General features: G+C 37.0%; 7 protein-coding genes and 14 tRNA genes. 2 read left to right on the forward strand and 19 right to left on the reverse strand.

Annotated features, from left to right (window positions below; all coding sequences use genetic code 11):
* Positions 1-144 precede the first annotated feature (144 nt).
* Both J2S06_RS15340 and J2S06_RS15345 read left to right on the forward strand, forming a co-directional pair.
* Positions 145-1,503 carry a sodium-dependent transporter gene (locus J2S06_RS15340; RefSeq protein ID WP_419152864.1) on the forward strand — a complete coding sequence of 453 codons (1,359 nt, stop codon included), beginning with the start codon at positions 145-147 and terminating at the stop codon, positions 1,501-1,503.
* 94 nt (positions 1,504-1,597) lie between these two features.
* Entirely contained in the window at positions 1,598-2,347 is a 750-nt protein-coding gene (locus J2S06_RS15345; RefSeq protein WP_419152865.1) for a TraR/DksA C4-type zinc finger protein, read from the forward strand.
* Between the two features lie 217 nt (positions 2,348-2,564).
* Here J2S06_RS15345 and J2S06_RS15350 read toward each other — a convergent pair whose 3' ends face one another.
* From J2S06_RS15350 to J2S06_RS15440, 19 genes are all read right to left on the reverse strand, one after another.
* The gene (locus J2S06_RS15350) at positions 2,565-4,970 is read right to left on the reverse strand and encodes a glycogen/starch/alpha-glucan phosphorylase (RefSeq protein WP_419152866.1); all 2,406 of its coding nucleotides are present in this window, start codon (positions 4,968-4,970) and stop codon (positions 2,565-2,567) included.
* Positions 4,960-6,414, reverse strand: coding sequence for a glycogen synthase GlgA (gene glgA, locus J2S06_RS15355; RefSeq protein WP_419152867.1), 1,455 nt, complete (start codon positions 6,412-6,414; stop codon positions 4,960-4,962). The genes J2S06_RS15350 and glgA overlap by 11 nt, the downstream gene beginning before the upstream one ends.
* Positions 6,411-7,424, reverse strand: a complete 1,014-nt coding sequence (locus J2S06_RS15360) for a GlgC family sugar phosphate nucleotidyltransferase (protein WP_419152870.1) — start codon at positions 7,422-7,424, stop codon at positions 6,411-6,413. The genes glgA and J2S06_RS15360 overlap by 4 nt, the downstream gene beginning before the upstream one ends.
* A 133-nt stretch (positions 7,425-7,557) precedes the next feature.
* The gene (locus J2S06_RS15365; protein WP_419152868.1) at positions 7,558-8,709 is read right to left on the reverse strand and encodes a glucose-1-phosphate adenylyltransferase; all 1,152 of its coding nucleotides are present in this window, start codon (positions 8,707-8,709) and stop codon (positions 7,558-7,560) included.
* The gene (glgB, locus tag J2S06_RS15370; protein WP_419152869.1) at positions 8,651-10,591 is read right to left on the reverse strand and encodes a 1,4-alpha-glucan branching enzyme; all 1,941 of its coding nucleotides are present in this window, start codon (positions 10,589-10,591) and stop codon (positions 8,651-8,653) included. The genes J2S06_RS15365 and glgB overlap by 59 nt, the downstream gene beginning before the upstream one ends.
* 807 nt (positions 10,592-11,398) lie before the next feature.
* Positions 11,399-11,470: transfer RNA gene (locus J2S06_RS15375), tRNA-Glu, on the reverse strand.
* 29 nt (positions 11,471-11,499) lie between these two features.
* Positions 11,500-11,592, reverse strand: a tRNA-Ser gene (locus J2S06_RS15380).
* 3 nt (positions 11,593-11,595) lie between these two features.
* Positions 11,596-11,670 (reverse strand) — tRNA-Asn (locus tag J2S06_RS15385).
* A gap of 110 nt (positions 11,671-11,780) precedes the next feature.
* Positions 11,781-11,854: transfer RNA gene (locus tag J2S06_RS15390), tRNA-Ile, on the reverse strand.
* A gap of 1 nt (position 11,855) precedes the next feature.
* Positions 11,856-11,929: transfer RNA gene (locus tag J2S06_RS15395), tRNA-Gly, on the reverse strand.
* Positions 11,930-11,937: 8 nt separating this feature from the next.
* Positions 11,938-12,013: transfer RNA gene (locus tag J2S06_RS15400), tRNA-His, on the reverse strand.
* Positions 12,014-12,019: 6 nt separating this feature from the next.
* Positions 12,020-12,095, reverse strand: a tRNA-Phe gene (locus J2S06_RS15405).
* A gap of 184 nt (positions 12,096-12,279) precedes the next feature.
* Positions 12,280-12,355 (reverse strand) — tRNA-Asp (locus J2S06_RS15410).
* A gap of 2 nt (positions 12,356-12,357) precedes the next feature.
* A tRNA-Met gene (locus J2S06_RS15415) sits at positions 12,358-12,434 on the reverse strand.
* A 41-nt stretch (positions 12,435-12,475) separates the two neighbouring features.
* A tRNA-Ser gene (locus J2S06_RS15420) sits at positions 12,476-12,568 on the reverse strand.
* A 27-nt stretch (positions 12,569-12,595) separates the two neighbouring features.
* Positions 12,596-12,672 (reverse strand) — tRNA-Ile (locus J2S06_RS15425).
* A gap of 8 nt (positions 12,673-12,680) precedes the next feature.
* A tRNA-Met gene (locus J2S06_RS15430) sits at positions 12,681-12,754 on the reverse strand.
* Between the two features lie 17 nt (positions 12,755-12,771).
* Positions 12,772-12,847: transfer RNA gene (locus J2S06_RS15435), tRNA-Ala, on the reverse strand.
* Positions 12,848-12,861: 14 nt separating this feature from the next.
* Positions 12,862-12,938, reverse strand: a tRNA-Pro gene (locus J2S06_RS15440).
* Between the last annotated feature and the right edge of the window lie 15 nt (positions 12,939-12,953).

Here is a 12,953-nt window from a genome sequence, read left to right on the forward strand (position 1 = left end):
GTCTATGACCATTATACAAGATTTGGGGAGGTGCTTCTTTTTTAATTTCTTGAACTCGTTGGAGGACAAGGGCTAAGAATTATGAAATTCATTCTATTATAAAAAATATTTGAAATTTTTCTATTGTAAAGAAAGGTGTTGAAGATGAAAATAACTCATGAACAATGGGCCTCAAAAATTGGCTTTGTCCTTGCAGCAGCAGGATCAGCTATTGGCCTTGGAGCTATTTGGAAATTCCCTTATGTAGCTGGGACAAGTGGTGGAGGGGCATTTTTATTGCTTTTTTTACTGTTTATGGTTTTACTAGGCTACCCATTATTGCTTGCTGAATTTTCCATCGGTCGTTTTGCTGGCTCTGACGCAGTTTCAGCCTATAAAAAAATTTCCCCTTCATCAAATAGTCACATCATCGGTTTGATTGGACTTGTTACTTGTTTCATTATTTTATCTTTTTACAGTGTTATTGGTGGATGGATCATTATATATATTTTCCATGCAATATCAGGAAGTCTTTCAAGATTAACAGTAGAACAGTACAATGTCTTTTTTCAAGAACTTATTTCAAACCCATTTGCTACAATATTGGCTCAATTGATCTTTATGATCATCACCATTTTTGTCATAGCACGCGGTATTCAAGACGGCATTGAAAAAGTAAGCCGCTTTATGATGCCTGCTTTATTAATTTTATTTATACTCATCGTTGTTCGTTCCCTTACACTTGAAAACGCATGGGAAGGTGTCCGTTTTATTTTTTATCCTGACTTCTCTAAATTAACGACAGATGCAATCTTATTTGCATTAGGGCAAGCCTTTTTTTCTTTAAGTGTTGGGATGTCAATCATGGTCACATACAGTTCTTATGTTCCTAAATCACAAAGTCTGCCAAAGTCTGCATTTTCTGTTGTATTAATGAATGTCTTTATTGCCATTTTAGCAGGATTAGCCATTTTCCCTGGTGTGTTTACTTATGGTTTAGAACCAAGTGCTGGTCCAACTTTAATATTCTCTGTGTTGCCAACCGTTTTTGAGCAAATGTTCGCTGGGACTCTCTTTATGATATTATTTTTTCTCCTATTTTTATTCGCTGCTCTTACATCAGCGTTTTCACTTCTTGAGATGATTGTAGCGGTGATCATAAAGGGAGATTCTTCTAAACGAAATAAAACAGCCTGGATAGTGGGGCTATCTGTTTTTGCCCTTGGTGTCCCATCATGCTTATCTTTTGGAGTGTTAAGCAATGTCCTTATTTGGGATAAAACCATTTTTGACATTGCTGATTATGTGACAAGCAATATTCTAATACCGTTAGGCGGTTTATTCATTGCATTATTTGTTGCATATCGATTTCCAAAACAGCAATTGCTTGAAGAGATTCAGCTTGGTTCAGGAGTTACGGAGACCTTTATGAATATTTGGTTTATTTTAATTAAGTATTTCACACCAATCGCGATCATCATAGTTTTTCTAGATGCAATTGGCATGCTAAGCTTTTTGAAATAATTTAACTTCGTGGATTCCTTCATTTTACAATTATGTTTTGATTTTTTTCGCTCATAATAGGCTTATACAACTATTATGGGAAGGAGTTTTTCTCATGCGATCATTTAAAGCACTTTCCACCTTCCAAAATCAATTGCAACAAATGAAACGAGAGATTGAACAACGCTTGAAAGATTTTGACCATTTCGGTTTAGAGCGTGGCCATCCTCATGAATCAATGGGCGAAATATCTAGCTACGATAACCATCCAGCTGACGATGGTACAGAGCTATATGAACGCGAAAAGGATATCGCTTTAAATGAACATTTAGAAAAGGAATATGAAGAAGTAATGGAGGCATTAGAGCGGATAAATCAAGGAACATACGGTATTTGTACCGTTTGTGGCAGAGAAATTGAAGAAGAGCGTCTAAAAGCAATTCCTACAGCGAAAACGTGTAAAGAACATACTGTAAATCAACCTATAAAAAATATACGCCCTGTTGAAGAAGAAGTTTTTATGCCACCTTGGGGTAAGTTTACGTTTGATGATCAAAATGCTGTCGTATCAGATGCTGAAGATATTTTTCAGGATGTAGCACAATATGGCACTTCAGATGGACCTCAAGATTTGGAATGGCCTCCTGATTCCTATAGTGAAATGTATATGGAAGCAAACGAACCAATTGGATATGTGGAGGAATTTGAAAATTTTATTGGAACAGACATGGAAGGGAAAAATGTAACGATTTTTCCGTCAAATGCCCATGAAAAATACGAGCGACTGTTAGATGAAAATGAGACCATGACTATTTTCGGCGATCTCCCTTCACTTGAAAAGGAGCCATACAAGGGTCAGAGCTGATGATGAAGCTTGACCCTATTTTACTGTTTTCGTAAACATTGTTGTTTTTCGACTGTCCATGAACCGAACAAAGCACGGGGTCGGACAAATGTAATTTGTCCGACCATCGCCTTTTGTTCGGTTCACGTCACACTATAGTGTGTAGCAAGCGTGTCGCTTGCCTGGACAGTCGAAAAGCTATGGTAAAGAAACAATCTTTTAGAAAAGAGCCTTTTTATTACAAAGTATTACGAACAGGTGATATGTTCCATATGTCTTTCGCATATTCCTGAATGGTCCGATCACTAGAAAAATAACCAGAATGAGCAATGTTGATAATTGCTTTTTCCAGCCAAGACGACTGATTTTGATAAGCTTTTTCGACTTTTTCTTGAGCCTCCACATAAGAGGCAAAATCTCGAAGGACAAAGTATTGATCATTATGGGACAATAACGAATCATAAATCGGCTCGAACTCATCTTCTACATCTGGGAAAAATCCATTCATCAGCTGATCGATAACTTTCCGTATGCGCGGATCATGATGATAATACTCTGTCGAACGGTATCCTCCGTTTTCATAATAGTTTAATACCTCTTCGGCTTTTAATCCAAAAATAAAAATATTGTCTTCTCCGACCTCTTCCAAAATCTCTATGTTAGCCCCATCCAATGTCCCTAATGTTAACGCTCCATTCATCATAAATTTCATATTTCCTGTTCCAGAAGCTTCTTTACTAGCTGTTGATATTTGTTCACTAACATCCGCTGCCGGAAAAATTTTTTCGGCAAGAGAAACGCGATAATTTTCCAAAAAAATGACTTTTATCATTTGAGAAACAAACGGATCTTCATTCACCTTATCTGCTAATGAATTAATCAGCTTAATAACCTTTTTGGCATAATAATACCCAGGTGAAGCTTTTGCCCCAAAAATAAAGGTTCGCGGATATATCGTGAAGCTCGAATCTTCTTTTATGCGATTATATAAATACATAATGTGAAAGACGTTCAACAGTTGTCGCTTATATTCATGAAGCCTTTTTACTTGAACATCAAAAATAGAGTGTTCATCTACCTTTATGCCATTTTGTTCATAGATGATGTTGGCTAATATTTGCTTTCTCGTTTGCTTCACTTGCAAAAATTTTTCCTTAATGGCTGGATCATAAGCATGTCGTTTTAATTCCATCAACTGTTCTGGCTTATAAACCCAGTTAGAACCAATGACATCAGTAATAAGCCGTGATAGCTCAGGATTTGCTTTTAATAACCACCGTCGATGTGTGATGCCGTTTGTTTTATTATTGAATTTTTCCGGGAAGATTTCAAAAAATTGCCTCATTTCCCGTTGTTTTAATATTTCTGAATGAATTTTCGCTACGCCATTTACACTATAGCTACCGACAATTGCTAGATGCGCCATTTTTATTACACCGTGGGCAATGATCGCCATATTTGTAATTCGATCCCACTCTCCAGGAAATATGTCCCATAAATCTCGACAAAACCGTTCATTTATTTCTTCCACAATCATGTATATCCGTGGTAATAAAGGTTTAAAAATATGAATCGGCCACTTTTCCAATGCTTCTGCTAGTGTTGTATGGTTTGTATAAGAAATGGTTTTAGTTGTAATTTCCCAAGCTTCATCCCATCCCATTCCTTCTTGATCGATGAAAATACGCATAAGCTCTGGAATGGCTAATACAGGGTGGGTATCATTAATATGAATCGCTACATGATGATGAAAATCTTTCATACTCTTGTTTAATTTTCGATAAGAAGAGACAATGCTTTGAAGACTAGCGGAGACGAGAAAATATTGCTGTTTTAATCGTAAAATTTTTCCTTCTTCATGTGTATCGTCAGGATATAAAAATTCAGACACAATTTCTGTATTTCTTTTGTATTTTAATACATCTTGGCAAGATACGTTAGGTAAAGGCTCTGCACTCCATAACCTTAACGTATTGACGGTATCTGTTTGAAATCCAGCAATTGGAATATCATAAGGAACTGCTAAAATTTTTTCGGCATCAACATGCCGGAATACGAGGCGCTCATTTTCAAATGATGTTTCAACCTTTCCCCAATAAGCTACTTCGACTGCTTCATCTGCTTTACGGATTTCCCAAACATTTCCGTACTTTAACCATTGTTCTGGCAATTCAACTTGATAACCATCGACAATCTTTTGCTCAAATAAACCATGTTTATATCGTATACCCATTCCATGCCCAGGTAAATTTAGAGAAGCTAATGAATCTAGAAAACAGGCAGCTAATCGTCCTAACCCTCCATTACCTAAACCTGCATCTTCCTCCATATTTTCTAAATCGAAAAGGCTGACACCAAGCTCAGATAATCCCTCTTCTACTATATCCTTAATACCTAAATTCAATAAATTTTGTCCAAGAAGCTTGCCAAGTAAAAATTCGATTGACAAATAATACACTTGCTTTTGATGATGAGATCGATATTTTTCATTCGTACTGATCCACTTTTCCGAAATATATTCTCTTACCATATTCCCTAACGTCTCATATTGTTCCCTTAATGATGAGTCACTGAAAGGTTTACCATGCAGCAATTCTAACCGCCTTAAAAACAACTCTTTAAATTCTGTTTTGTTAGAGAACATGATTTTTTTCACTCCTAGATAATAAGTCAATATATAATTGATGATATTTAGCAGCTGATTGCGACCAGCTGTAATCTTGGCTCATCGCTCTTTTTACAAGTGTGTCCCAAACATCTTTTTCATGGTAATAATGAAGAGCTCGTTTCACTGTATACATCATGTCATGTGCATTAAAGTTTTTAAAGCTAAATCCATTTCCTTCTCCATTATCTTCACGGAAAGACTTTACAGTATCATTTAATCCTCCTGTTTCTCTTACAATTGGAATCGCACCATATCGAAGAGCGATCAATTGTCCTAACCCACATGGTTCAAATTTAGAAGGCATTAAAAACAAATCTGCTCCTGCATAAATATGATGGGCTAACGGTTCATTAAAACCAATATAGGCCTTACATTTATTTGGATAAGTCCATTCCATATGCCGGAAATAATCTTCAAATTCTTTTTCACCTGTACCGAGCACAATAAATTGGATATCCCACTCAAGTATTTCATGCAAAACTCTCTTGACTAAATCCAATCCTTTTTGTTTGGTCAATCTCGTAACCATTGCCATAATTGGAACATCCGCATTTTGAGGTAAACCAAACCTTTCCTGCAGAGCTCGTTTATTGTGAAGCCTATTTTCATATGTTAATACATTGTACGGCTTTGTTATATAAGGATCATTTTCTGGGTTATAAAATACATCATCAATTCCATTTAAAATCCCGACTAAAGATGAAGATCGAAATCGCAATAGACCGTCAAGTCTTTCACCGAAATAAGGGGTTTGAATTTCCTCTTTATAAGTTGGACTCACGGTTGTAATTTTGTCGGAAGAGACAATGCCAGCTTTCATAAAGCTAATATTTCCGTAAAACTCTAAACGTTCAATCGTAAAGTGCTCATCCCCCAAATTTAATAAGTCATGCATTACACTTCTCGGGAAAATACCTTGAAACTGTAGATTATGAATAGTAAAAACCGTTTTGATTTGGGCATAGAACGGATCTTTTGAATATTCTTCTTTTAATAAATAATTTACCATTCCTGTATGCCAATCATGAGAATGAATAATGTCTGGTTGAAAATCCTGTTTTTTTAAAGCTTCCAAAACAGCACGACAGAAATAGGAAAACCGTTCGCCATCATCATAATGTCCATATAAAGAGTCACGCTTAAAGTAATATTCATTGTCAATCAAATAATAAATCACATCATCTTGAATGAGTTTTTCAATTCCGCAATATTGATTCCGCCAGCCAAGCTGTACTGTAAAATTTGTAACTTCCTCCATTTTTTCTTGAATTTCTTGTGAGATTAACCCATACTTCGGCAAGATAACCCGAATATCAGCACCAAATTTTTTCAATTCTTTTGGTAAAGCTCCTGCTACATCTGCTAATCCTCCTGTTTTTACAAACGGTACACATTCTGATACAGCAAATAATACTTTCACGTATTCATCAACACTCCTTGTATCGTTCCTTTATGAACTACATATGGATCATTTTTATCACCTAATAAATTCATATCATCCCCAATTTTTACATCCTTATCTAATATGCAATAATTTAATGAACATCTTTCTCCAATTTGTGATTTTTGCATAATAATGCTATTTTTAATCACGGTATTTTTTCCGATATGTACAGCTCGAAAAATAATACTATTTTCTACTGTTCCTTCAATGATACTTCCATTAGCGATGAAACAATTTCGAACTCGTGATTGCTTTCCATATCTCGTTGGAGGCTCATCTTTTACCTTTGTAAAAATTGGACGATCCTTTGAAAATAAGGATTGCCAAATTTCCGGCTGAAGTATCTCAAGACTGTGTTTATAATATTTTTGAATCGAATCAATAACGGCTACATAATCTTGATGCTCATATTGGCAAATCGTAAACTTCTCTGGAGAAGTCACCACATCGTGTAATGTTTTATAACTTGAATAAGCAGATTGCTGTATTAAATCCATTAACAGCTCCGTGCTCATTATATACATTTGCAGTGATTTTCCATTTTGGCACACTTCTGTCAGATCACAGCCCATATCGATGTGATAATCTAGTACCTTTTGAAAATCAATGTTTGCTACAGTATAACTATTTGTAATTACGGCATACTTTTGGCGACTACGCAAAAAATAATCAATATGATCTGAAAACTGCTTAAAAGAACCGAACTCATGATATTCATCATATAAATGTGGAGAAGGGAAGAAAAACAAGCCGTCTCTTTTTCGATTTAAGTCCCAATGTTTTCCTGAACCTAAGTGATCCATCAACGACCGATATCTGTATTTAGGAAATATACCTACACTTTTGATACCAGAATTAACCATATTTGATAAAACGAAATCAATTAAACGGTATCTCCCAGCAAACGGAATGGCGGCCATTGACCTCTCCTGTGCAAGATCTTTTATTTCCTCTTTATAAGTAGTTGCATCAATAATGCCTAACATGCTTCGATTCAACCTTCTATCATCCTTTCGTAGCTTTTCGTTCCTATTTGCGCTTAAAGCTTCATTTTCGGAAATCTTACTCCACTCATGCATGAAATATTTACGATGTAACTTCATACGATGGGTTCGAGATTCAATTTTTGACAATCGATCCTTCTACCAATTCTTCTGTCACTAAGATGACTTCCTCTAAATTTTTGTTAGGACGAATGATCATTCCATCAGGAATGGTTATTCCACTGGGGACAATCGCATTTTCAATGATAGCTTTTTCACCTACAATGGCCTCTGGCATGATGACAGAACTTTTTATAAGTGCATTTGCTCCAATTGTCACACCTTGAAACAAAACAGAATGCATCACGTTCCCATATATGGTGCAGCCTTCTGTAATTAATGATTCTGTTATCTCTGCTTTTTCGTGAATGTATTGAGGGGGATGATTTGGATTGACAGAATAAATTCTCCATTGTTGATCATATAAGTCTAATTCAGGTTTATCTTTTAATAAATCCATATTCGCTTCCCATAAGCTTTTTACAGTACCAACATCTTTCCAATATCCTTTGAATGGATAAGCTACTAGCTTCTTCTTTTCTTCTAGTAAGAGAGGGATTACATCTTTACCAAAATCATGGCTTGAATATGGATTCCTAGCATCCATTTCTAAAAATTCCTTTAGAATATTCCATTTAAAAATGTATATTCCCATTGAGGCAAGGTTGTTTTTTGGATTGGCAGGCTTTTCTTCAAATTCGATAATTTCCATATTTTTATTTGTATTCATAATTCCAAATCTACTCGCTTCTTCCCATGGTACTTCAATGACAGATATCGAAACATCTGCTTCCTTTTCCATGTGATATTCTAGCATTTTCATATAATCCATTTTATAAATATGGTCACCAGACAAAATTAAGACGTATTCAGGCTCATATTGCTTTAAATAATTTAAATTTTCATAAATAGCGCTTGCTGTTCCTTTATACCATTTCACTTCAGACGATTCTGAATACGGTGGCAATACCGTTACTCCTCCATTTCTCCGATCTAAATCCCATGCACTTCCAATGCCAATGTATGAATGTAGGACAAGAGGTTGATATTGTGTTAAAACTCCTACCGTATCTATCCCTGAATTCGTACAGTTACTTAGAGTAAAATCAATTATTCGATACTTTCCCCCATACGGAACTGCTGGTTTTGCTAAATTTTTCGTCAATGAACTAAGCCTCGATCCTTTTCCGCCTGCGAGAAGCATTGCTACACACTTCTTTTTTACCATTTTTTTGTTTCTCCCCTCTCTTTTTCACTGCTCTTAATATCGATATACCAAAAGGAGCAATAGTCATTTCAATATGATACGGCTTCCCATGATACTCTCCTTCTTGTGCTTCGATACTTTTTCGGTTAATTTGGTTAGAGCCCCCAAACAATTTATCATCGCTATTTATTATCTCAATATATCTCGTTTTAAGTGGAACACCAATTTTATAATGGTGATACACATCAGGAGTAAAATTGCAGACAATAACTAACATTTCATTTGGCTTCTTCCCTTTTCGAACAAATGAGAAAATCCTTTGTTCGTTATTATTAGCATCAATCCAATCAAATCCTTCATAATGATGATCAACCTCAAATAATGGCCGCTGTTTTTTATAAATATTGAGCAGTTCTTTAACATATACGCGCATTTTTTGGTGCATTTCATAATCATCTAAATTCCAGTCTAGCTGCTCTAAATCCTTCCATTCATCAAACTGCCCAAACTCTCCACCCATAAACAAGAGTTTTTTACCTGGGTGCGCAACCATATAGCCGTATAAAAGCCGTAATTGCGCAAACTTTTGCCAATAGTCACCAGGCATTTTATTTAACAAAGATTTTTTTCCGTAGACTACTTCATCATGAGAAAATGGAAGAATAAAATTTTCTGAAAAAGCATACAGCAAGGAAAATGTCACTTTATCATGAAGATATTTGCGGTTAAAAGGATCTGATTCCATATACTTTAATATGTCGTTCATCCAACCCATATTCCATTTATAATTGAAGCCTAATCCTCCTTCAGAGGTCGGTCTTGTTACCATAGGCCAATCAGTTGAATCTTCTGCAATCATTAAGATGGTGGGATCTTTGGAGAAAACCACTTCATTAAGCTTTTTCAAGAAGTTTATCGCATACTCATTTGCATGCAATTGTGGTGAATTTGGCCAATAAAGCATATTAGCTACTGCATCAACACGAAATCCATCAATATGAAAATATTCCATCCAAAATAATGCATTAGAAATGAGAAAGCTTTGAACTTCAGGCTTTCCGAGATCAAAATTTGCGGTTCCCCACACTTCATTTTCACGTTCTTTTGGATTGGAATATTCATAAGTAGGCTCACCATCAAACATGTACAAGCCATGAGCGTCCTTACAAAAATGTCCTGGAACCCAATCCATAATTACTCCAATATCATGCTGGTGACATTGATCAATAAAAAACATCAAATCATGCGGTGTCCCATATCTACTTGTAGCCGAATAGTATCCGGTTCCTTGATATCCCCATGAACGATCATAAGGATGTTCAACTAGTGGGAGCATTTCAATATGTGTAAAACCATGTTCAACCACATACGGAATTAACTCTTCAGCCAACTCACGATAAGTGTATAAGCTACCATCCTTTTTCTTTTTCCACGTTCCCAAATGCAATTCATAAATAAACATCGGGCGATCATAAATTGGTCTTCTTTTTTTCTTACGATTCCATTTTTGATCGTTCCACTTATAACCAGATAAATCATAGACAATGGAAGCTGTCTTCGGTCGTACTTCAGAATAAAAAGCATAAGGATCTGCCTTCAATAATTTTTCACCACTATGAGTGATAATTTCATACTTATACAAATCACCAATTTGAACATCAGTTGTAAACATGGACCAAATGCCTTGATCATTTATTCTTGTCATTTCATGCTTTGAACCATCCCAGCAATTAAAATCACCCACAACACGAACAGATTTTGCATGTGGAGCCCAAACACAAAACTGTATTCCTAAAAGACTATTCACCTTTTTCGAATGAGCACCAAATAACTCATAGCTTTTAAATAAATTGCCTTCATGAAAAAGATGAATTTCAAAATCGGTCGGGATTGCCACACTCACGGAGTTCACTCCTTACCCCTCTAATTTTTCTATTTACTTACTTCAAAAAAAATGATTAAAATCCTTGTTTGAAAACGTTTGATCTTTTTGACACATTCCTACAAATATAACCCTAAATGATCGATAAATTATATCAACATAATAATAAAACATGCATATTTCGAATAAATTAAAAACAAAGAGGATTCAAATAAATAAATAAATAAACATTAAACAAAACTTTCAAAAAAATAACAATATTGTGATATGACAAAGAAAAATATCTACTAGTGACTATCCTAGTAGAAATCTTTAGAAAGATATACATGATCAAGATTAGATACATAAAATATGTTTTTAAAAAAATAAAAAAATTCGACATTTTGTCGAATTTTTTAGGAAAATCTTTTCTAAAAACAAAGATGGATTTTATTTATTCAAGTTCACCGCTATTTAATTATGATCATTCATCGCATATTTGTTATCTGGTATATAATTACTTAATATCGATACATAAAAGTTAGTTCATGGTCCAAAATCATCTAATGATAATTTAATTCATTATGTTATGCGGAAATGTCATTTACTCATGCGGCATTGTTAGCTGGTGTGAGTACAAATCGATTATTGCTCATGTTTGATAAATGAAACGTACAAGTAAGAAAGGTGCTGAAAAATTTACACCACCATAATTGACAAAGAGCCTTTTTATCATTTTTTTGTGGATTCACTAAACCTTTGAGATGATAAGCATGACCACCACATTTAGTATAGAGCCTATAAATTCTGATAATATAATAAAAAACACCGCAAAACTTGCGGTGTCTATGACCCGTACGGGATTCGAACCCGTGTTACCGCCGTGAAAGGGCGGTGTCTTAACCACTTGACCAACGGGCCAAAATATAATGACCAAGAAGCTGATTCACTGGCGGAGAAGGAGGGATTTGAACCCTCGCGCCGTCTTACAACGACCTACACCCTTAGCAGGGGCGCCTCTTCAGCCACTTGAGTACTTCTCCAAATGGCTCCGCAGGCAGGATTCGAACCTGCGACCGTTCGGTTAACAGCCGAATGCTCTACCACTGAGCTACTGCGGAAAGATAATCATGGATAAAATAGTTAGATATATGAACTTTTAAAGTTTCGCCTAAGTCTCAAAATGATTACTTAAGTCGTGATCTGCTATTGACCTCGAAATATATCAATATGGGCCTGAGTGGACTTGAACCACCGACCTCACGCTTATCAGGCGTGCGCTCTAACCAGCTGAGCTACAGGCCCATGGAGCGGGTGATGGGAATCGAACCCACGACATCAGCTTGGAAGGCTGAGGTTTTACCACTAAACTACACCCGCCTGTTTAATGGGGCGACTGATGGGAATCGAACCCACGAATGCCAGAGCCACAATCTGGTGCGTTAACCACTTCGCCACAGTCGCCAAAAGTGGTGGCTCGGGACGGAATCGAACCGCCGACACAAGGATTTTCAGTCCTTTGCTCTACCGACTGAGCTACCGAGCCATATTAATTTAATAACCAACAACTTTATATTAACTTCCTTATTGTCCTTTATTGTCCTTTGTCCCAGCCTCAGTTTGCTTATTCAAGCAGCCGCTCGGCTGGTACAACTTGTAGCGAACTCATAGAAGCCTTGCTCGTTGCTCTACCGACTGAGCTACCGAGCCATATAACTTGATCTTGGAAATGGCGGTCCCGACGGGAATCGAACCCGCGATCTCCTGCGTGACAGGCAGGCATGTTAACCGCTACACCACGGGACCTTTGGTTGCGGGGGCAGGATTTGAACCTGCGACCTTCGGGTTATGAGCCCGACGAGCTACCAGACTGCTCCACCCCGCGACGATATGAATCAAAATATACTTATAGATATTGAATAGTAATGGCGGAGGAGGAGGGATTCGAACCCCCGCGGGCTTTGACACCCCTGTCGGTTTTCAAGACCGATCCCTTCAGCCAGACTTGGGTACTCCTCCACTAAATATTCAATTTTAAATTTTAAATGGTGGACCCTGCAGGACTCGAACCTGCGACCGGACGGTTATGAGCCGTCTGCTCTAACCAGCTGAGCTAAAGGTCCTCTAATAGTGGCGGCGGAGGGGATCGAACCCCCGACCTCACGGGTATGAACCGTACGCTCTAGCCAGCTGAGCTACGCCGCCAAATAATCTTTTATGTATGGTGGAGCCTAGCGGGATCGAACCGCTGACCTCCTGCGTGCAAAGCAGGCGCTCTCCCAGCTGAGCTAAGGCCCCATATTTTCGTTGACTGGTCGGGAAGACAGGATTCGAACCTGCGACCCCATGGTCCCAAACCATGTGCTCTACCAAGCTGAGCTACTTCCCGATTTATGGCGCGCCC

Source organism: Bacillus alveayuensis (assembly GCA_030812955.1).
GTDB classification, from domain to species: Bacteria; Bacillota; Bacilli; order Bacillales; family Aeribacillaceae; genus Bacillus_CB; species Bacillus_CB alveayuensis.

Bases quoted from the DNA above. Each gene is read 5' to 3' on its own strand.
- J2S06_RS15360 (WP_419152870.1), bottom strand. From the start codon at position 7,424: ATGTTAGGCATTATTGATGCAACTACTTATAAAGAGGAAATAAAAGAT.
- J2S06_RS15340 (WP_419152864.1), top strand. From the start codon at position 145: ATGAAAATAACTCATGAACAATGGGCCTCAAAAATTGGCTTTGTCCTT.
- J2S06_RS15365 (WP_419152868.1), bottom strand. From the start codon at position 8,709: ATGGTAAAAAAGAAGTGTGTAGCAATGCTTCTCGCAGGCGGAAAAGGA.
- J2S06_RS15345 (WP_419152865.1), top strand. From the start codon at position 1,598: ATGCGATCATTTAAAGCACTTTCCACCTTCCAAAATCAATTGCAACAA.
- J2S06_RS15350 (WP_419152866.1), bottom strand. From the start codon at position 4,970: ATGTTCTCTAACAAAACAGAATTTAAAGAGTTGTTTTTAAGGCGGTTA.